At 69.3% G+C, this 19989-nt stretch carries 20 protein-coding genes; 10 read left to right on the top strand and 10 right to left on the bottom strand.

The features are described 5' to 3' along the window. The first annotated feature begins 94 nt into the window (after positions 1 to 94). Together ABD235_RS38405 and ABD235_RS38400 are read left to right on the top strand one after the other, a co-directional pair. Entirely contained in the window at positions 95 to 586 is a 492-nt protein-coding gene (locus ABD235_RS38405; RefSeq protein WP_344183398.1) for a copper chaperone PCu(A)C, read from the top strand. After that, entirely contained in the window at positions 583 to 2010 is a 1428-nt protein-coding gene (locus ABD235_RS38400; protein ID WP_344183396.1) for an MFS transporter, read from the top strand. The genes ABD235_RS38405 and ABD235_RS38400 overlap by 4 nt, the downstream gene beginning before the upstream one ends. A gap of 34 nt (positions 2011 to 2044) precedes the next feature. On the opposite strand, the gene ABD235_RS38395 is transcribed toward ABD235_RS38400, so the two are convergent. The 5 genes from ABD235_RS38395 to ABD235_RS38375 form a co-directional block, all read right to left on the bottom strand. Further along, complete coding sequence (locus ABD235_RS38395) at positions 2045 to 2596, bottom strand: sigma-70 family RNA polymerase sigma factor (RefSeq protein ID WP_344183394.1); 552 nt, start codon at positions 2594 to 2596, stop codon at positions 2045 to 2047. Positions 2597 to 2765: 169 nt separating this feature from the next. Beyond that, complete coding sequence (locus tag ABD235_RS38390; RefSeq protein ID WP_344183392.1) at positions 2766 to 4034, bottom strand: sugar ABC transporter permease; 1269 nt, start codon at positions 4032 to 4034, stop codon at positions 2766 to 2768. Next, positions 4031 to 4813, bottom strand: a complete 783-nt coding sequence (locus tag ABD235_RS38385; RefSeq protein ID WP_344183389.1) for an ATP-binding cassette domain-containing protein — start codon at positions 4811 to 4813, stop codon at positions 4031 to 4033. The genes ABD235_RS38390 and ABD235_RS38385 overlap by 4 nt, the downstream gene beginning before the upstream one ends. Before the next feature lie 61 nt (positions 4814 to 4874). Next, positions 4875 to 5978, bottom strand: coding sequence for a sugar ABC transporter substrate-binding protein (locus ABD235_RS38380; protein WP_344183387.1), 1104 nt, complete (start codon positions 5976 to 5978; stop codon positions 4875 to 4877). Between the two features lie 155 nt (positions 5979 to 6133). Further along, on the bottom strand, positions 6134 to 6736 hold the full coding sequence (locus ABD235_RS38375; protein ID WP_344183386.1) for a DedA family protein: 603 nt from the start codon (positions 6734 to 6736) through the stop codon (positions 6134 to 6136). A 193-nt stretch (positions 6737 to 6929) separates the two neighbouring features. Here ABD235_RS38375 and ABD235_RS38370 point away from each other — a divergent pair, with 193 nt between their 5' ends. Beyond that, positions 6930 to 8564, top strand: coding sequence for a glycosyl hydrolase family 8 (locus ABD235_RS38370; RefSeq protein ID WP_344183385.1), 1635 nt, complete (start codon positions 6930 to 6932; stop codon positions 8562 to 8564). A gap of 242 nt (positions 8565 to 8806) precedes the next feature. Here the strand turns inward: ABD235_RS38370 and ABD235_RS38365 are convergent, their stop codons facing one another. After that, positions 8807 to 9616 carry an isocitrate lyase/PEP mutase family protein gene (locus ABD235_RS38365; protein ID WP_344183383.1) on the bottom strand — a complete coding sequence of 270 codons (810 nt, stop codon included), beginning with the start codon at positions 9614 to 9616 and terminating at the stop codon, positions 8807 to 8809. A gap of 198 nt (positions 9617 to 9814) precedes the next feature. Between ABD235_RS38365 and ABD235_RS38360 the strand changes: the two genes are divergently transcribed. Beyond that, positions 9815 to 12148 (top strand): chitobiase/beta-hexosaminidase C-terminal domain-containing protein, encoded by a 2334-nt coding sequence (locus ABD235_RS38360; RefSeq protein WP_344183381.1) that lies wholly within the window; start codon positions 9815 to 9817, stop codon positions 12146 to 12148. A gap of 28 nt (positions 12149 to 12176) precedes the next feature. Here the strand turns inward: ABD235_RS38360 and ABD235_RS38355 are convergent, their stop codons facing one another. Further along, a complete protein-coding gene (locus tag ABD235_RS38355; protein WP_344183380.1) occupies positions 12177 to 12677 on the bottom strand; it encodes a MarR family winged helix-turn-helix transcriptional regulator in 501 nt (166 codons plus the stop codon). 56 nt (positions 12678 to 12733) lie between these two features. On the opposite strand from ABD235_RS38355, the gene ABD235_RS38350 reads away from it, so the two are divergent. The 3 genes from ABD235_RS38350 to ABD235_RS38340 are packed head-to-tail and all read left to right on the top strand — an operon-like array spanning position 12734 to position 15065. Continuing rightward, positions 12734 to 13696 (top strand): glutamate-cysteine ligase family protein, encoded by a 963-nt coding sequence (locus ABD235_RS38350; RefSeq protein ID WP_344183378.1) that lies wholly within the window; start codon positions 12734 to 12736, stop codon positions 13694 to 13696. After that, the gene (locus tag ABD235_RS38345) at positions 13693 to 14664 is read left to right on the top strand and encodes an ATP-grasp domain-containing protein (RefSeq protein WP_344183376.1); all 972 of its coding nucleotides are present in this window, start codon (positions 13693 to 13695) and stop codon (positions 14662 to 14664) included. The genes ABD235_RS38350 and ABD235_RS38345 overlap by 4 nt, the downstream gene beginning before the upstream one ends. After that, positions 14661 to 15065 carry an MAPEG family protein gene (locus ABD235_RS38340; RefSeq protein ID WP_344183374.1) on the top strand — a complete coding sequence of 135 codons (405 nt, stop codon included), beginning with the start codon at positions 14661 to 14663 and terminating at the stop codon, positions 15063 to 15065. The genes ABD235_RS38345 and ABD235_RS38340 overlap by 4 nt, the downstream gene beginning before the upstream one ends. Positions 15066 to 15083: 18 nt before the next feature. On the opposite strand, the gene ABD235_RS38335 is transcribed toward ABD235_RS38340, so the two are convergent. The 3 genes from ABD235_RS38335 to ABD235_RS38325 all read right to left on the bottom strand — a co-directional run bounded on the left by ABD235_RS38335 (position 15084) and on the right by ABD235_RS38325 (position 17224). Further along, the gene (locus ABD235_RS38335) at positions 15084 to 15308 is read right to left on the bottom strand and encodes a DUF6458 family protein (protein ID WP_344183372.1); all 225 of its coding nucleotides are present in this window, start codon (positions 15306 to 15308) and stop codon (positions 15084 to 15086) included. Between the two features lie 220 nt (positions 15309 to 15528). Continuing rightward, positions 15529 to 16290 carry an SDR family NAD(P)-dependent oxidoreductase gene (locus tag ABD235_RS38330; protein WP_344183370.1) on the bottom strand — a complete coding sequence of 254 codons (762 nt, stop codon included), beginning with the start codon at positions 16288 to 16290 and terminating at the stop codon, positions 15529 to 15531. 31 nt (positions 16291 to 16321) lie between these two features. Then, on the bottom strand, positions 16322 to 17224 hold the full coding sequence (locus ABD235_RS38325) for a TIGR03620 family F420-dependent LLM class oxidoreductase (RefSeq protein ID WP_344183369.1): 903 nt from the start codon (positions 17222 to 17224) through the stop codon (positions 16322 to 16324). Positions 17225 to 17347: 123 nt separating this feature from the next. On the opposite strand from ABD235_RS38325, the gene ABD235_RS38320 reads away from it, so the two are divergent. The 3 genes from ABD235_RS38320 (at position 17348) to ABD235_RS38310 (ending at position 19942) form a co-directional block, all read left to right on the top strand. Further along, positions 17348 to 17944, top strand: coding sequence for a TetR/AcrR family transcriptional regulator (locus ABD235_RS38320; protein WP_344183367.1), 597 nt, complete (start codon positions 17348 to 17350; stop codon positions 17942 to 17944). Between the two features lie 133 nt (positions 17945 to 18077). Further along, entirely contained in the window at positions 18078 to 18659 is a 582-nt protein-coding gene (locus ABD235_RS38315) for an SDR family oxidoreductase (protein WP_344183365.1), read from the top strand. Positions 18660 to 18685: 26 nt separating this feature from the next. Beyond that, on the top strand, positions 18686 to 19942 hold the full coding sequence (locus tag ABD235_RS38310) for an MFS transporter (protein WP_344183363.1): 1257 nt from the start codon (positions 18686 to 18688) through the stop codon (positions 19940 to 19942). The last annotated feature ends 47 nt before the right edge of the window (positions 19943 to 19989 follow it).

The following is a 19989-nucleotide window of genomic DNA, read 5'->3' as shown; positions in this document are numbered from 1 at the left end:
AGGAATCCCTGATGGCCGCTGTCCACGGCGACACCGCGGCCCCGGCGCGGGACCGTTGCACTGGACAACCCCTTCTCACGACGAGGACCCGATGATGAAGATGCCGAGTCGCCGGACGATGCGCCGGCTACCCGTTCTGCTGCCCGCTCTCCTGGCCCTCGGAATGCTGGCCGGGTGCTCGACCCCGGACCCGTACCAGGATCTCCCCGGCGGCGGCACCGACGCCCGCACCGGGCAGATCGTCGTCGACGACAGCTGGGTCGACGCGCCGCGGGGCCTGAACGTCGGCGCCGCCGCTCCGCTCCGGCTGGCGATGACGAACGAGTCCGCGACGACCGCCGACGCGCTGGTCGGCGTCTCGACTCCGGTCGCCGAGCACGCGACGTTCGAGCAGGACGGGCACGCCGTCCCACGGATCCCTCTCCCGACGGACGCCCAGAGCGACCTCGAGCTGACCACCGGCATCGAGCTCCACGGCTTCCGGCAGTCCCTGGTCCCCGGGCAGTGGTTCCCGGTCACGCTGACCTTCCAGAACGCCGCACCCGTGACGTTGCAGGTCGCGGCCGGCCCCCTGCCCGAGCGATGAGCACCGCTCCGGCACTCCCCCGTACGGCGAACTTCCCCGGCCGCTGGCGGGCCCTGACCGTCAGCCAGCTCGCCGCCTTCATGGCCCTGCTCGACGTCAGCATCGTCAACGTGGCCCTGCCGTCCATCGAGCGTGGGCTCGACGTCCAGGCCGGCAGCGCGCAGTGGGTCGTCTCGGGCTACGCACTCGCCTTCGGGCTGGCACTGGTCCCGGCGGGCCGGCTCGGCGACGCTTTCGGACGCCGCCGGATGTTCATGATCGCGTTGGCGGCGTTCGTCGTGACCAGCACGCTCACCGGCGCCGCGCCGACCATCGACCTGCTGATCGCCGCCCGGCTGCTCCAGGGCTTCGCCGGGGGCATGCTGATCCCGCAGAACTCCGGGCTGATTCAGGAACTGTTCGAAGGCAGCGAGCGAGGTAGAGCGTTCGGCGTACTCGGCGCCACCGTCGGCTTGGCCACAGCCACCGGCCCGGTGGTCGGCGGCCTGATCATCACGTTGGTCTCCGGTCCGGAGGCCTGGCGCTGGGTGTTCTACGTCAACGTTCCGATCGGCGTACTGGCTCTGGTGCTTGCCGCGAAGTTCCTCCCCACCGGTGCGGGTGGCCGCGGCCGAGTCCACCTGGACCTGGCCGGGAGTCTCCTGCTGGGTGCCGGTGTCCTGAGCCTGCTGCTGCCGCTCGTGGACGCCGAGAGCCACGGGTTCGCCCATGACTGGTGGCTGTTCGTGGCGGCCGGGCTGCTGCTCACCGCCTTCGCCTGGTGGGAGGTTCGCACGGTACGCCGGGGCCGCGAGCCGGTCCTCGACCCGAGGCTCGTGCACACCCGCGGGTACGCCGCCGGGTCGCTCATCGGCATGGTCTACTTCGTCGGCTTCACCGGGATCTGGCTCGTGCTCGCGTTGTTCTTCCAGGACGGGCTCGGCTACTCACCGCTGCGCTCCGGTCTGGCCGTGACGCCGTTCGCGCTGGGCGTCGCCGCGTCGGCGGCTGTCGCCGGCCGGCTCGTGAATCGGCTCGGGCGCGTCCTCACGGTCACGGGCCTGGTCGCGACCACCGTGGGCCTCGCGCTCACCGCGTTGCTGTTGCGCCACCACGGCGGCGACAACGCCGTGTGGGTGGTCGCCGTACCTCTGCTGCTGGCCGGGCTCGGCGGCGGTCTCGTCACGTCGCCGAACATCACGCTGAGCTTGGAGAACGTCCCGGTACGGATGGCAGGTGCGGCCGGTGGTGCGTTGCAAACCGCTCAGCGAGTCGGTGGGGCCATCGGTACCGCCGTACTGGCGACGATCTTCTACCGGATCCTCACCAGCTCCGACCACAACTACGCGACCACGGTGTCGGACACGATCCTGTGCGCTTCCGCGCTGATGCTGGTGGCGCTCGCCATCGCGACCGCCGATCTGATCCACGACCGACGCCGCTGAACGACGCCGTTCAAACGGCCGGAGCCGCCGGGGTTCAAGCAACCTCGAGCAGCTCCGGCCGCAGTTGTTCGCGCAGGGCCTTGCGGCCGCGGTGCAGGCGCGACATGACCGTGCCGAGCGGGGCACCGACCATGCTGGCGATCTCCTTGTAGCTGAAGCCGTCGACGTCGTGCAGCAGGACCACGCGGCGGTACCGCTCGGGCAACGACCACAGCGCGTCCTGGAGCCGTTGGTCCGGCAGCGCGTCGACCACGGTGGCCTCGGCGGACAGCTCCACCTCCGCCTGGTCGAGACGGGAGTTCGAGCTCGCGTCCTCCGGTACGACGACCGGCCGGCGCTGCCGTTGCCGGTAGCCGTTGATGAACGCGTTGCGCAGGATCCGGTGCAGCCAGGCGTTGAGGTTCGTCCCCGGCTCGAAGCGGGCGAAGCCCCGGTAGGCGTGCAGGTACATCTCCTGCACCAGGTCCTCGGCGTCGGCGTGGTTCCCGGCCAGCCGCAGGGCGGCGAAGTACAGGCGTGGTCGCAGCGGGAGGGCCTCGGCCTCGAAGCGGTCCCTCAGCTCATCGGTGCGGTTCGGGATGTCCATACCAGCAAGGATCTGCGGGATCCGCGGCCAGGTCGTCGAGGTGAGCACCCAACCCGGGAACCGGCTGCCGGGAAACCCGGCGTACCTGCTGGCAGGTACTGCCCTTGCGTGCACACACACGAAACCGGGCCGGACCCCTGAGGGGTCCGGCCCGGCGATGGCGAAGTGGCTAGCCGGCGCGACCACGCCGTACGACGGCGTCGAAACCCGCGGCCAGCAGGAGCACCGCGCCGGTGACGACCCACTCGTACCCAGCCGAGTTCGCGCCCTGGATGAGGTCGCTCATGCCGTTGGTGATGACGGCGACGACCAGACCGCCGAGGACGGCGTCGATCACGCGGCCGTGCCCGCCGAACAGCGAGGTGCCGCCGATGACCGCGGCTCCGACCGCCAGCAGCAGCGTGTTCCCCGCGCCGGCGTTGGACTGGACCGACTGCAGCAACGACGCCGCGACGACGCCGGAGACGGCCGCCATCCCGGAACAGATGGCGAACGCCGAGATCCGGATCCGGGACACGACGACGCCCGCGCGACGGGATGCCTCCTCGTTGCCGCCGACGGCGAACAGGTGGCGGCCGTACCGGGTCCTGGTGAGGACGAAGTGCCAGACGACGTACAGGAGCACCAGCAGGACGACGACCCACGGCATGCCCTGCGCCTTGTTGGCGAAGAACGCGTTCACGGTCAGGTTGCGGTTGACGCCCATCTCGTAGGTGAACAGGGCGCCGAGCGCGGCCAGCGCGACGACCTTCGCCGCGATCACCGCGTACGGCGGATGGCTGAGCCCGTCGCGGCGACGGCCGAGCACGTCGTTCACCTTGAGCGCGGCGTACCCGGCGACGAACACCGCCAGCAGCGTCCAGCCGAGCCACAGCGGGACGAAGCTGTTCTCCAGCCCGATCAGCGGCGAGCCGTCGGGCAGGTTCACCGATCCCTGGCCACCGACCAGGATCAGCGTGACGCCCTGGAAGGCGAGGAACGTCGCGAGGGTGATGACGAACGACGGGATGCCGACCCGGGCGCGCAACCAGCCCATGCCCAGGCCGATCGCGACCCCGGCCGCCAGCCCGATGACGAGGGCCAGCCACCAGGTCACGCCGTGCCGCAGGATCAGTACGGCGAGGATCGCCGAGCACAGGCCTCCCGTCGTACCGGCGGACAGGTCGATCTCGCCGAGCAGCAGCACGAAGATCAGGCCCATCGCCATCACGATGATCGGCGCCGCCTGGATCACCAGGGCCTCGAGGTTGTAGGCGCTCAAGAAGCCTTGATGGACGACGGCGAAGACGCCGGTGATCACGATCAGCCCCGCGAGCGCGGGGATCGAGCCGAGCTCGCCACCACGGACGCGGGCCAGGTACTCCTTGAGGTACGTCGCCACCGAGCCGGGCTCGTCCACCGGCTCTGGCCTGGACTGTTCGACGACGTGGGCGCTCATGCCACCGCTCCCGTCGTCTGCTCGGGCAGCCCGAGAGCGCCCGTGCGGCCCGTGGTGATCAGCTCGACGACCTGCGTCTGGGTGACGTCGCGGCGCCTGACCTGGGCGGCCATCCGCCCGAGGAACAGGACGCCGATCGAGTCGGCCACCTGCATCACGTCGTTCATGTTGTGCGACACCAGGATCACCGCGACGCCCTGGTCGGCCAGGCGACGTACGAGGTCGAGCACCTGCGCGGTCTGGACCACGCCGAGGGCCGCGGTCGGCTCGTCGAGTACGACGACTTTCGACTGCCACAGCACGGACTTGGCGATCGCCACGGTCTGCCGTTGACCGCCGGACAAGCTCGACACCAATTGCCGGACCGAGTGAACCGTACGGACCGACAACGACGCCAGCGTCTGCCGGGCCAGCTTCTCCATCGCATTCTCGTCCAGCGTGCGCAGCCGGGAGATCCGCTCGCGGCCGAGAAACATGTTCTGGACGATGTCGAGGTTGTCGCACAGCGCGAGGTCCTGGTGCACGATCTCGATGCCGAGCCGCGCGGCCTCCCGCGGGTCGAGCACCGTCTGCGGCGTACCGTCGACGAACAACTGGCCGGCGTCGATGCGGTGGATGCCGCCGATGCACTTGACCAGCGTCGACTTGCCCGCCCCGTTGTCCCCGACCAGAGCGGTCACCTCGCCCGCGGTCGCGGTGAAGTCCACCGCCGTCAGCACGTGCACCGGGCCGAACGACTTGTCGACGCCGCTCAGCTCCAGCGTGGGGTGAATGGTCATGCCTGCCACCTGTTCTGTTGGACGTGGGGCCGACCGGGCCGGCCCCACCGACTGGTGTGGATCACGGGACCTTGATGCCGTTGAGCGCGCAGACCTTCGCCAGCGCGGACGTGGGGCACACGGCCGCGGCGGTCAGGTAGCCGTCCTTCACCGGAAGGGCGACGTTCGCCTTGGTGATGACGGTCGGATCGGCGAGGTACGCCGGGACCTCCCGGCCCGTCGACGGATCCTTGACGGTCGCCGGGGCGGTCGGCTTCTGCCCGGCGAGGATCTTCGCGGCCAGGTCGACCGCGACCACGGCCTCACCCGCGACGGGCTTGTACACGGTGAAGCACTGGGTGCCGGCCATCACGTTGTCCAGGCCGCCGGCAGTGGCGTCCTGCCCGGACACCGCGACCTTGCCGGCCAGACCTTGCGCCTTCAGCACGTTGATCACCGACTGCGCCATGGTGTCGTTGGCAACCATCACGGCGTTCAGGCCGGGGTGCCGGCCGAGCATCGTGGTGAACACGGTCTGCGCGGTGGCGGCGTCCCAGTTGCCGCTCTGGTCCGCGAGCTTGGTCCAGCCGGGCTGCTTGGACAGCACCGAGTTGTAGCCCTGGGCAAACTGTGTCGCGTTGTTGTCGGTGGCGGCGCCGTCGATCTCGACGTACCCGACCGCGCTCTTGCCCTTCACCTCCGGGCACTGCGTCAACGCGGTGCCCTGGTCCGAGCCGACCTTCACGTTGTCGTACGAGACGTAGTACGACGCCGTGCCGCCGGTGGTGAGCCGGTCGTAGTCGATGGTGACCACGTTGTGCTGCTGGGCCAGCGCCTCGATGGCCTTGCCCGAACCGGGATCCAGGTTCACCACCATCAGGACGCCGACGCCGGCGTTGATCAGCGCCTGGGCCTGGGACTGCTGCGTGGTGGCACTTCCGTTGGCGTTGTCGATGTAGCAGGTCAGCTTGTGCTCGGAGCACTGCTGCCTCAGCTCGTTCGGGTCGGCGGAGACCCAGCGCGGCGAGGACGCCGTGTCGGGCAGCAGGATGCCGACCTTCGTGTTGGTGGGCGTCGCGCTCCCCGTGGAGTCGTTGCCGCTGCCGCTGCCGCAAGCAGTCAGCCCTGCCAGGAGCAGTCCGGTGATGCCGGTCAGCGCCAGGGCAGTTCGGGATGTCGTTCGCATGGTGCGTCCTTCCTGAACCTGTGGTCAGGCTCAGGATCTGCCCGGACGGCCTCGGCGGGCGTCGCCGCGAGCGCCCATTGTGGCTTCCCGCTAGTGGGAAGCGGACCTGCCCGGCATCTGCAACCTCACCGGTCGAGGTGCCGGCAGGTCGGCGGTCAGTGCCGGAAGTGGCGGCGGACTCTCCAGCCCACGAGAGCAATCAGGACCAGCCCAAGAACGACCAGGGCGATCGCACGGCCGAAGGTCTTCTCGACAGCAGCGTAGGAGTTGCCCGCCAGGTAGCCGAGCAGAACGACACCTGCTCCCCACACGAGACCGCCGGCCGCGTTGAAGGCCAGGAACGTCCGGTACCGCATGCCGGCCATTCCAGCCAGCGCCGGGGTGGTGGCACGCAGGAACGCGACGAATCGGCCGAGGAACACCGCAGCGCCACCTCGACGCGCCAATTTCTTTCGTGCGGTCTCGATGCGATCGGTGTGGCGGCGAAGCAGTCGGGACTGCAGGAGCTTGGGGCCAAACCGGCGGCCTAGTTCAAACCCCACGCTGTCGCCGAGAATTGCCGCGCCGGCCACGACAGCTCCCATCACCGGCAGCGACACGTGGCCACGGCTCGCAGCTACCCCGCCCAGCACGGCCACAGTCTCGCCAGGAATGACGAAACCGACGAACAACGCGTCCTCGGCAAAAACCAGCAGCCCTACCATCCCGTAGAGGACCACTCCCTGCAGGCCGAGAATCCAGTCGACGAGCCGGTTCACCACTCCATCATGCCCCTCCCGGGTCTCTGAACCTCGAGCGCCGCCGGACCGGGCGCATTTCGGCGGCTCGCCGCCGAGGTCTTGCTGGGTCGCCGTACGGCGGTCTACTCTCGCTCGCACCATTAGGAAAGTTTCCTATCAGTCAGCTGTACTTCCCCACGACGGAGAACCGCCAGTGAGACGAACAGCAGTGATGAGTGCCTTCGGACTGGCCACCGCGCTGGTGGCATCGCTCTTGATGCCGTCAGCGGCCGACGCGGCCGAAACCCTTCTGTCGCAGGGGAAACCGGCGACGGCGTCCTCGATCGAAGGCTCCGGCTTCGAAGCCGCCAAGGCGGTCGACGGCAACGCGTCGACGCGCTGGGCGTCGATCGAGGGGCATGACCCGGAGTGGATCCAGGTCGACCTCGGCAGCGCGCAGGCGATCTCCCGGGTCAAGCTGACCTGGGAGGCGGCGTACGCGAAGTCGTACCAGGTCCGGATCTCGACCGACGGCTCGAGCTGGACCAACGCCTACTCGACCACGAGCGGCGACGGCGGCACCGACGACGTGACCGTGGCCGGCACCGCCCGCTTCGTCCGGATCAACGGGACGGCGCGCGGCACGTCGTACGGGTACTCGCTGTACGAGTTCCAGGTGTACGGCGGCAACGGCGGGCCGCCGCCGGGAAGTGGCGACGCGGCGGTGCCGTTCGGCGGGCACACGATCCCGTACGCCGCGGGGATGCTGCGGCCGTCGGGCACGCAGTCCGCGCTCGACGCGAAGGTGGTCGACTACTACCAACGCTGGAAGGCGGCCTTCGTCCGGCAGAACTGCGGCAACGGCTGGTACCAGGTGATCTCGCCGGACGCGGACCACCCGTACGTCGCCGAGGCGCAGGGCTACGGGATGGTGATCGCGGCGACGATGGCCGGCGCGGACCCGGACGCGAAGAAGATCTTCGACGGCCTGGTGAAGTGGACGATCGACCACCCGTCGTCGGTCAACCCGGACCTGCTCGCCGCCGAGCAGGACGTCAACTGCCGCAGCGTGAACGGCGGCGACGGCGCGACCGACGGCGACATGGACGTCGCCTACGGACTGCTGCTGGCCGACCGCCAGTGGGGCAGCGCCGGCACGTACAACTACAAGCAGCTGGCGATCCGGCACATCAACGCAATCAAGAAGGACGAGCTCAACCCGTCCACCAACCTGCTGAAACTCGGCGACTGGTCGAGCTCCGGCGACCAGTACTACTACATCTCCCGGACGTCGGACTGGATGGTCGACCACTTCCGCGCCTTCCGCACCGCGACCGGCGACAGCGCCTGGGACACCGTCCGCAACGCCCACCAGACCGCGATCGCCACCCTCCAGTCCGGCTTCGCCCCGAGCACCGGCCTGCTGCCCGACTTCGTCGTCAACACCAACACCTCCCCGCGCCCGGCTCCCGGCCAGGTCCTGGAAGACCCGAACGACGGCCAGTTCTGGTGGAACGCCTGCCGTACGCCGTGGCGAATCGGCGAGGACGCGGTCATCAGCGCGGACTCCAGGTCGCTGGCCGCGGCCCGCAAACTCAACACGTGGATCAGGTCGAAGACCGGCGGCAACCCCGACCAGATCGCCCTGGGCTACCGCCTCAACGGCACCCAGATCTCCACCGGCAGCGAACCAGCCTTCTTCGCCCCGTTCGCCGTCACCGCCATGACCGACCCCGGCGGCCAGGCCTGGCTGGACGCCCTGTGGAACAAGATGCTCAACACCCCGATCGGCACCGACAGCTACTACTCCGCCAGCATCCAGCTCCAGGTCATGATCACCGTCACCCACAACCACTGGGTCCCCTGACCCCAGCCGGACCCGCGGCGCCCCGGCGCCGCGGGTCAATGGCCACGTTTGAGCCGCCGCCTCACTGGCAACTCAGTGCCCGTGATCGCCCTGCAGACCTGGCTGACCAAGCTCTCCACCGCCCTGACCAGCCAAGCCAACGCCACCCGGTACACCCCACCACCAAGCCGTTCCTGCGTCGTCCGCGGAACCCACACAAGACGCCGACAACGCTCGCGCCGGTAACAGATGTCGGTCGGCGGCTAGGGATTGCGCAGCAGCGCGTCGACGTCCGGCAGGTGCTCGAACCGCGAGAACGTACCCGCGTCCGCGATCTCCCGCGCTGCCTGGAGAAAGCCTGCCCAAGCGGCGCGCGCCAGGGTGCCCCCGACGCTGATCCGACGGACGCCGAGCGCCGCCGCTTCCGCGACAGTGATGAACGGTGCGTTGATCAACAGGTTCACCGGTCTCGGTGACACCGCGGCGACGATTGCCGCGACCTGTTCAGCGGTCCCGATCCGTGGCGCGTAGAGACAGTCGGCGCCGGCCTCCGCGAATGCTTGCAGCCGTCGAATGGTCTCGTCGAGGTCCGGCCGCCCGACCACGAACCCCTCGGAGCGAGCGGTGAGGACGATCCCCGTCCCACTGTCGTCGACCGCCTGGCGCGCGGCCTCGACCCGCTCGACGGCCAACTCGAAACCATGCAGCGGCTGCGCCGGGTCGCCCGTGGAGTCTTCGATCGAAAGGCCGGCGATCCCGGTGCCGGCCGCCAGCTTCACGTTCCGGGCGACTCCCTCGGGATCAACGGAGTAGCCACCCTCGAAGTCCGCACTCACCGGGAGCTGCACGGCATCGACCACCGCCCGAAGGTGCTCGAGCGTCATCTCGAGCGTGGCCTGGTTGTCCGCACGCCCCGTCGTCCAGGCGAACCCGGCACTCGTCGTGGCGAGCGCCTTGAAACCCACCTGCTCCAGGGCTCGGGCACTTCCCGCGTCCCACGGGTTCGGCATCACGAACGTCCCACCGGAGTGCAAGCGATGGAACTCGGCCACCCGATCGTCCTGTGTGCTCATGTCCCACCCCCGGGAGCCACGTTGCCCCTCCCTCGCCACACTCCCCCCGCACTCCGACCGGGTCAAGAGACCGACCCGCCGCAACAAAGCCGCGGGACGAACTCTTCCGCACTGTGGGGATTCGGTTTACAGTCCGCGATGTGAGAGCGCTCTCACACCTCAGGTTCTTCCGCCCTCTTCCGCCCCGGAGGTGTCCCCGTGTTACGGAGTCCAGAAAGAAATCGCCGACGACGTCCCGGCTGGCGTGCTGCCGTCGTCGCGCTGGTCCTGGCCGTGTGCTCGACCCTCCTGGTGGGTGGCGTGGCGACGGCGGCCGACGACTACACGCAGGCGGCCACCTCGCTCAGCGCAACCCAAGCCCAGATCGCCTTCACCCCAACCACGGCGGCGGCGTACGTCGACGTCCACTACGTCGTCGCAGGCCAGGGGCAGCAGAACTTCCGGATGGAGCTCAGCGGCGGGACCTGGCGCAAGACCGTCAGCGGACTGTCCTCGGGGACCGTCATCGACTACTGGTTCACGTACGAGAAGAGCGGTCCGCAGTACGACACCCCGCACTTCAGCTACACCCACGGTGGCTCGACCATGCCGGCTGTCGCGACGCCCACCTTCTCCCCGGCCGGCGGCACTTACTCGACCGCGCAGACGGTGACGATCTCGACCACGACCGCGGGCTCCACGATTCGGTACACGGTCGACGGCTCCACGCCGACGGCGTCGTCGACGCTGTACAGCGGACCGATCAGCGTCCCGACCACGCGGACGATCACCGCGATCGGCCTCAAGGCCGGCCTCGCGAACTCCGCGACCGCCAGTGCGACGTACACGATCGGCACCACCCCGGTGAGTTGTACGACGCAGCCGGACGTCCCGAACTTCGGACCCAACACGCGCATCTTCGATCCGAGCATGTCGTCCGCCTCCATCCAGGCGCAGCTCGACGCCGACTTCGCCGCGCAGAAGGACACCCTGACCGCGCAGATGGCGAACCGGCGGGTCGCGCACCTGTTCAAGCCCGGCGCGTACAGCGTGCACGACGACGTCGGCTACTACACCTCGGTCGCCGGCCTCGGCCAGAATCCCGGCGACGTGGTCATCAACGGCGCCGTCACGGTCGACGCGTTCAACGAGTCCGACCAGGGCGTCGCGCTGCAGAACTTCTGGCGGTCCGCGGAGAACCTGGCCGTGAACCCGATCGGCGGCTCCAACCGCTGGGCCGTCGCGCAGGCGGCGCCGTTCCGCCGGATGGACATCCGCGGCAACCTGCAGCTCTACCCGGCCAGCTACGGCTTCGCCAGCGGCGGCTACATCGCCGACTCCAAGGTGTCCGGGCAGACCGCGTCCATCTCGCAGCAGCAGTGGTACACCCGGGACAGCAACCTCGGCAGCTGGGCCGGTGGCGTCTGGAACATGGTCTTCTCCGGTACGCCGGGCGCCCCGCCGACCACCTTCCCGAACCCGCCGGAGACCACTCTCGCCACCACGCCGGTCTCGCGGGACGTGCCGTACCTGTACCTCGACAGCGCGGGCAAGTACCGCGTGTTCACCCCCGCCCTGCGCACCAACGCCTCCGGCGCGAGCTGGGCCAACGGCTCCACGCCCGGTACGTCGATCCCGATGAGTCAGTTCTACGTCGTCAAGGCCGGCGACACCGCGTCGACCATCAACTCGGCACTGGCCTCGGGCTGCAACCTGTTCTTCACGCCGGGCGTCTACCACCTCAACCAGACCCTCAACGTGACCAGGGCCAACACCGTCGTGCTCGGCATCGGCTACCCGACGCTGATCCCGGACAACGGCGTCAACGCGATGCAGGTCGCCGACGTCGACGGCGTACGGATCAAGGGCCTGCTGTTCGATGCCGGAACGACGAACTCCGCGGCCCTGCTGACCGTCGGCCCGTCGGGCTCGTCCGCCAACCACGCGGCGAATCCGACGACGCTGCAGGACGTGTTCTTCCGTATCGGCGGCTCGATCGCCGGCCACGCGACGACGAGCCTGATCGTGAACAGCCACAACACGATCATCGACCACATCTGGGCCTGGCGCGCCGACCACGGCAACGCGGGCACCTGGGGCTGGACGCAGGCCACCGGCGACACCGGATTGATTGTCAACGGCAACAACGTGCTGGCCACCGGCCTGTTCGTCGAGCACTACCAGAAGACCCAGGTGATCTGGAACGGCCAGGGCGGCCGGACGATCTTCTTCCAGAACGAGATGCCGTACGACGTACCGAACCAGTCGAGCTGGAACCGGCCGAGCGGCCGCAACGGCTACGCGGCGTACAAGGTCGCCGACAACGTCACCTCGCACGAGGCCTGGGGGCTGGGCAGCTACAACTTCTTCAACGTCAATCCCTCGGTCAGCGCCTACAACGCGTTCGAGGCGCCGAACAACGCAGGAGTCCGCTTCCACAGCCTGTGCACGGTGTCCCTGAACTACCAGGGCACGATCACCCACGTCATCAACGACACCGGCGCGGTGACGCCACCCGGCACCGTCCCGGTCAACGTGGTGAGCTACCCGTGAGCTGACCGCCGCGACCGTCCGGCCCGGGTCAACGCGAGTTGATCCGGGCCGGATCGGCGGAGGCGGACTCGTCGGCTTCCCAGCGTTCCAGCAGTACGGCGATCCGCGCGAGCACGTCGCGTGCGGTGTCGTACTCCGATCGGCCGATCTCGTCGGCGAACCGCTCGTCGAGCTCGATCAGGTGCTCGTACCCGTGCCCGGCGAGCCGGCGGCCGTGCTCGGTGTACGTGACCAGCTTGGCCCGCCGGTCCGCGGGATCCGGGCGCATCTCGAGCAGGCCGAGGGCGACCATGTCACGGATCACCTCCCCCATCGACTGCCGGGTGATCCCGGCCCGGACGGCCATGTCCGCGGCGCGCGAGCCCTCGGCCGCCAGGGTGGCGAAGACGGAGTTGTGGGCGGGTTTCACCTCGTGGTGACCGCGCCGGTGCGCGGTCCGCACCATGTCCGCCTGCAGCGCCCGATTCGCCCGGTCCACCAGCGCGATGATCGGCTTGCGGTCCGGCCGGGGCAACTCAGCCCTTGACATCCGTAAGGATTCCTTCCAATATTTCGACAGGAATCCTTACAGTATCAGGGGGAACCATGGATCCCAAGACGCTCCGCCCGCTGGTCACCGGCTTGTTCGCCCCATCCCGCCGGCGCACTCGGGTCGCAGTGGAACAAGAGTTCGTCGTCGCCGACGTCGCCACGGGCGCGGCCGTGCCGATCGAGCGAGTCCGCCGAGCAGCCCGTACGACGGCCGCCGCGCCGTACCTCGGCTTCGAACCCGGCGGTCAGCTCGAACTGAGCCTTCCCTGCGCGTCCGGAGCGACCGCCCTGACGCGCCTCGCCAGCGACGTGACCGACGACCTCCGGTGCCACCTCACCGCGGCCGGGATCCGCATCGACGCAGTCCCCTGTGACCCACGCCCAGAATCACAGGTCCCGTTGCAGCTGACAGCTCCCCGGTACGCCGCCATGCAACGCCACTTCGACACCATCGGCCCCGCGGGCCGACGGATGATGCGCCGAACCGCCTCCACCCAGGTCTGCCTGGACTGGTGGCCCGGCCCCGCAGGCGCCGAGCAGTGGCGGATCCTCAACCTCGCCGGACCGTTCTTGGCCGCGGCCTTCGCGAGGAGCGCCGGCCCGCGCGGCAGACTCAGCACCTGGCTCGAGGTCGACCCCGCCCGGACCGGATTCGACGAGCGACTGGTGCTCGGCGACGACCCGATCGCGGCGTACACCGCCTTCGCGGCGGGCGCCGCGGTCTTCACCTCCGGCGACCCGGCCGAGCACCTGACCACACTGTTCCCGCCCGTACGGCCGCGCACGACCTATCTCGAAGTCCGCTTCCTCGACGCGCAGGAACCGGCCGGCCTCGGACTCGTGGTCGAGGCACTCGAGAACCTCTTGTACGACGACGAACTGCGCCGCCGAACGCTCCGCACCCTCGAACCCGAAGTCCCCCACCTGGCCGAGCACTGGCGAGCCGCCGCCGCAGGAGACTTGGCCATCGCCGAACGCGGCCGCGAACTGGCGCAGGTCAAGGATCTGGTCGCATGAGCGCCGTCCTGTTCGTCACCGACCCGCTCAACGGCCTGCAAGGCGACATCGACGCCACCATCGGCCTGATGAGCGCGACCCAGGATCTCGGCCTCGACATCTGGTGCTGCCAACCCGAAGAGCTCGCCGTCGTGGACGGCCGAGTGCGTGCTCACGCCCGCCGCATCCGGCTGCGACCCCGACGCCCGTCGGGCGGCGACCATCGCTGGATCGTCGATTCGGCCTGGTGGGACGAGCGCGACCGCGCCGTCATCGACGTCGCGGGCGTCGACCTGGTCCACCTGCGCATCGACCCGCCGGTCGACCAGCGTTACCTGCACACGACGTACATGCTCGACCTGGTCGAGGCGGCGGGCACCCGCGTGATCAACCGGCCCGAAGGAATCCGTGCGATGCACGAGAAGCTCATCGCGCTGCACTTCCCCGAACTGTGCCCACCGACGTACGTCGGCGCCGCGCTTCCCGACCTCCGCGACTTCGTCGCCGCAGTCGGTACGGCGGTGGTCAAGCCCGTCGACGGCTTCGCCGGGCTCGACGTCTGGCTGGTCGGCGACGACCATGCCGCGATCGCGCTGCTCGAGTCCGCCACCCACGGCGGTCGCCGCCAGGTGATCGCCCAGCAGTACCTGCCCACCGTCGAGGACGGCAACAAGCGCCTGTTCCTGCTCGACGCGGAGATCGTCGGCGCCGTACTGCGCCGGCCGTCGGTCGACGACTTCCGGATCGGCCCGCCGGTCGCGGTCGCGGAGATCGACGACGACGACCGGGCGATCGTCGCCGCACTCCGTCCGCACCTGCGCCGTCACGGCATCGCGATCGCCGGCCTGGACGTCATCGCCGGCCGACTGATCGAGGTCAACGTGACCTGCCCCGGCGGCATGCACAAGACGGACGCCCTGCTCGGCACCGAACTCAGCCTCGCCATGGTCCGACGCCTGACCGAATCAACCCTGGGAGTCCTCACATGAACATGAGCACCGTCACCATCGTCTGCGTCGCCCTGATGGGCATCCTGCTGTTCCTCCTGGGCGCCAACGTCACCCGCCAGCGGGCGATCACCGGCAAGCAGGGCGGCAACCAGCTGCCGACCGATCCTGCCGCCCCACTGCTGATCGCCGTACGAGCTCACGGCAACGCCGCCGAGTACATCCCGACGATGATCGTTCTGCTGCTGGTCTGCTCCGCACTCTCAACGAGCTGGTGGGTCGACGCCCTGGCCGTCGCGGCGCTGCTCGTCCGCGCCGTGCACGCCGCCGGCATGCTCACCGCGAAAACCCTCGCCGCGTACGGCCCTCTCCGCGCTCTCGGCGCCACCGGCACCTACGTCGTCGGCGTCGCCCTCGGCGTGACCGCGATCGCGACCCTGTAGCCCCGTCGCCTCAAGGAATCACAGCCTCGGGTCGCGGGGGTCGTTCAACCGCTCTTCACGCACCACAGTGTGACTGGTCCGTCCGCGGCTGGACAGGAAGATCGCCAGCACGAGGCCGAGCGCGCCCGCACCCATCAGAATGTAGCCGACCGCCGTCAGATCGACACCGCTGATCCGGTCCGTCACCGCGAAGGCCAGGATCCCGCCCACCGCGAGCAGAAAGACTCCGACACCGATACCCATCGCACGCCTCCTGGAGTGTGCTTGCCCGGAACGCGCACCGACGGTCGCCGCCACGTCGTCCCTGGCTCTCCCGTGCCCGTCCCCCGCCCGACGAAACGCTCCGCCTCGGTGTCACTGGCCGATCCCCTCGACGTGATTCGTCGGTCAGGCGTGAACTCCGCTGACTGAGCTCAGGACCTCCGGGCAGGCCCGACCGGAGTTCCTGAGTGCAGCGGTGTGGTCAGATCTGCTCGGCGCCGCCGTCGACGAAGATCTCGCCGCCGGTCATGAAGCTGCTCTGGCCGGAGGCCAGGAACAGGACCGCGTTGGCGATCTCGTCGGGCTCGCCGAGGCGGCCCATCGGGACGCCGGAGGCGATCATGTCGAGCAGGCCCGGAGCGTCCTCGGGGGTCGGCGCCAGTTCGGCCAGGCCCGGGGTGTTGACCGGGCCGGGGACGATGGTGTTCACCCGGATGCCGCGCGGCGCCAGCTCGGCGGCCCAGACCCGGCCGAACGACCGGATGGCGGCCTTCGACGCGGCGTACACGCTGAAAGCCGGGGTGCCGTTAGTTGCCGCTGTCGAGCCGGGCAGAACGATCGACGCACCCTTGTTCAGCAGCGGGAGCGCCTTCTGCACGGTGAACAGCGTGCCGCGCACGTTGATCCCGAAGGTGGTGTCGAACTGCTCGGGGGTGATCGCCTCCAGTGCGGTGAACTCTCCGCCGCCCGCGTTGGCGTGCAGGACGTCGAGGCCGCGCCCGAACTGCTTGATGGTCTCGAAGAGCGCGTCCAGGTCGCCGAGGTTGCTGATGTCGCTCGTGACACCGGTGACGCGGTCGCCGGCGGCGGCCTTGATCTCGGCGACGGCGGCGTCCAGTTCGGGCTTGCGGCGACCGGTGACGAAGACGTGGGCACCTTCGACCGCCAGACGCTTGGCCGAGGCCAGGCCGATACCGCTGGTCGCACCGGTGACGAGTGCGACCTTGTTGTCCAGCTGTCCCATGAGAGTTTCCCTTGTCTTGTGGGGGTGTGTGTCAGTTGAGTTCGGTGGCCAGGTCGGCCAGGCGACGCCATTCCTGCTGCGGAAGCGCACCGCCGGGCGTCGTCGAGAGCACGTGGACGGCGACCTGGTCGGCGCCCGCGTCGAGCTGCTCCTGCAGCCGACGTCGTACGGCGTCGTCGTCGCCCCAGGCGACCAGGGCGTCGATCAGCCGGTCGCTCCCGCCGGGGACGAGGTCCTCGCCGGTCCAGCCGAGCCGGCGCAAATTGTTGCGGTAGGCATCGAAGCCGATGAACATGCCGACCTGGTCGCGGGCGATCGTGCGGGCTTGGTCGGCATCGGCACTGAAGACGACCGCCTGGTGCGGGGCGATGATCGCTTCGGTTCCCAGCCTGGCGCGCATCGTGGCGGTGTAGTCGGGGCTGACCAGGAACGGATGGATGCCGGCGGTGCGCTCCGCGGCGAGCGTCGCCATCCGCGGACCGAGTGCGCCGAGGAGCAACCGCTGGTGGTTCAGGTCGACCTCGTCGAGATAGTTGCTGACGGCGCCTACCGGGTTGTCGAAGGTCTGACCGGCGGCCGCGGCGGCGTTGCGGTCGCTCACGCCGAATCCGACGACGGTGCGCTCGCCGTACCGGGCGTCGAGCTCTCGCACCCGGGCCGACACGGCCGCGGCCTTCTGCCGCCAGATCCCGAGCACACCGAGTACGACGTGCATCCCGGGCGCCGCCGACAGCAGTGCGCCGGTGTCCTCGAAGACGCCGTTGCCATCCAGTCCGGGGATCCACAGCGCTGTGAGCCCTCGGTCGGCGAGTTCGCCCACCGCGTCGGCAACACCTGGCCGCGCGGCGTTCCGCAGTTCCATGCTCCAGACGCCCACGGGGCCCAACGCCCGTCCCCGCCACCAGTTCCCGGTCTGCTCCGCGCTGCCGCTCATCCCTTGGCCTCCAAGTTTCTAACCGTTCGGTTCTAAACTCAACGTAACAGCAGTTGAGCGTTCACGCAAAATTTTTAACCGGACGGTTCAGAACCAGGTATCCTCGACAGCGGAGGTGGCGAGATGCCCGGAGGACGACCCCGCACGTTCGACGAGGACGAGGCGCTCGAGCGCGCCGTCGAGGTGTTCTGGCGGCAGGGCTACGAGGGCACGTCAGTCACCGACCTGACGTCCGCGATGGGCGTCAACAAGCCCAGCCTGTATGCCGTCTACGGCGGCAAGGCGGATCTCTTCCGCCGGGTCGTCGCGCACTACGCCGAGCACGAGATGGCCTACGCGCAGGCGGCGCTCGCCGAGCCCACCGCACTCGGCGTCGTCCACCGGTTCCTGAACGACAACGTGATCGCCTTGACGCGCGACGACAAGCCGCTGGGATGCCTGTCGATCCAGGGCGGCTTGTCGTGCAGCACGGAGAACCAGGACGTCGCGCAGTTCCTGGCCGCCAGCCGGCTCGCCGGCGAGAAGGCGTTCGCCGACCGCTTCCGGCGCGCGATCCAGGACAGAGATCTGTCCGCGGAGGCCGACCCCGACGCACTGGCCCGCTTTCTCATGGTCATCTCGGAAGGTCAGGCCGTCCACGCCGCAGCCGGAGTCGGCCGTGAGGCGTTGCAGCAGACGGCAACCATCGCCGAAGCGGCCTTCAAGGCCTTGTGCGGTTAGCCTCCCGGCCCATCCGAGACACCCGCGAGTCTCGGGATCGCTGACTTGACTTAACGATAGTCAGCTTCTACAGTCAGGATTCTGGACGTTATACATCCAGATAATGACCACCCCCTGAAGGAGTGACTGAACGATGAGAATCTTTCTGGCCGGAGCGTCCGGTGTGATCGGGCAGCGCCTGGTTCCCCTGCTGGTCGGCGCCGGGCACGTGGTCGGCGGGATGACCCGCTCGCAGAGCAAGGCCGGGCTGCTGAAGGAGCTCGGCGCAGAGCCGATCGTGTGCGACGTGTTCGACCGGGACGCGCTGATCCTGGCGGTCAAGGAGTTCCGGCCGGACGTCGTACTGAACGAGCTGACCGACCTGCCCGACGACCTGTCCGACATCGGCGCGCACGCCGAGCTCAACGCCCGGATCCGCACCGAGGGCAACCAGAACCTGATCGAGGCCGCCCGGCAGAGCGGGTCGCCGAAGATCCTGGCCCAGACCGTCGCCTGGCAGCTGCCGGACGGACCGGACGCGCTGGCCGTCGCCGAACTGGAGAAGTCGGTGCTCGCCGAGGGCGGCGTCGTCCTCAGCTATGGGCAGTTCTACGGCCCCGGCACCTACAACCCCGAGAACGTGCCCGCCGAACCGCGGGTCCACCTCGACCGCGCCGCCGAACTGACGGTGAAGGCCCTGGACGCGCCGACCGGCGTGGTCCTCATCACCGACTAGCAGTCCGGTCCCAGCAAGGAGTCCCGATGTCCACCTCACCCCGATCCACCCGCTGGACCCTGCCCACCGGCGTCGCGCTGGCGGGCGTGGCGGTCACGTTCACGAGCCTGAACCTCGCGGCCGGATCGCTCACCCCGATGCTCGTCGAGTACCGCGACGAGTGGAACTTCGCACCGCAGCTGCTCACGCTGGCGTTCGCCGTGTACGCCGCCGGCTTCCTCGCCGCGGTCCTGACGGTCGGGTCGCTGTCCGACCACCTCGGCCGGCGTCCGGTCCTGCTCGGCGCGCTCGTCGTCCAGGTGGTGTCGAACCTGCTGTTCCTGTTCGCCCAGAACGTCGACTGGGTGATCGCCGGCCGGACCGTGCAGGGCGTCGCGGCCGGCGCGGCCACGACCGCCTTCACGGCGGCCCTGGTCGAGATCGCCCCCGCGCACCGCAAGGGCCTCGGCGTCATCCTGGGCAGCGCCGGGCTGACCGGTGGACTCGGCTTCGGCTCCTTGCTGGCCGGCCTCGCGATCCAGCTGACCGACGAGGCGAACACGCTGATCTTCGTCGTGCTCACCACGCTGACCGTGCTCGGCTTCGGCGTCGTCGCGTTGTCTCCCGAGACGGTCCGCCGTACGCCGGGAGCACTGCACTCGATGATCCCGAGGATCTCGTTCCCGGCGGCCACCCGCGCCGAGTTCGCCGCCTCGACCCCCGTCGTCGCCGCGGTGTGGATGCTGGCCGGCCTGTCCGGCGGCCTCGCACCGAGCATGGTCCGCAGCGTCTTCCACATCGACAGCGGCCTGATGAACGGCGTCGCCGGCTTCGTCCCGCAGACCGCGTCGTTCCTGATCGGCTTCGCACTCGGCAAGGTCGACTCCCGGCGCGCGATGACGATCGGCATCTACGCATCGATCGTCGGCGCGGCCGGCATCATCACCGGCGTCCTGGCCGGCAGCCTCGCGGTGATGATCGTCGGGCAGGCGCTGGCCGGTGTCGGGTTCGGCGCTTCGTTCACCGCGGCGCTGGCGCTCGTCTTCCCGTTGGCCAAGGCCGACCAGCGTGCCGGTGTGGTCGGCGGTGTCTATCTCATCGCCTACGTCGGGCTCGGCGTCCCGGTGGTCATCGCCGGCCAGCTGACCAGCGTCCTCGGCGAGATCCCGACCGTCACCTGGTACACCGGCGTCACGATCCTGCTCGCCTTGATCAGCCTCCTCGGCCAGCAACGGATCAAGCGGGCGACGAGGCTTTCCAGCACGGCTCATCGCGCCCCGCACCGGGCCGACGTACCGGCATGATCGCGGATCCGCGGCCCGTAGCTGACCATACCGATCTGAAGTCAGTC

Source organism: Kribbella lupini, assembly GCF_039529595.1.
Lineage (GTDB): Bacteria > Actinomycetota > Actinomycetes > Propionibacteriales > Kribbellaceae > Kribbella > Kribbella lupini.
The sequence above is the reverse complement of the archived record's forward strand: the minus strand, read 5'-3'. Positions and strand labels throughout refer to the sequence as shown.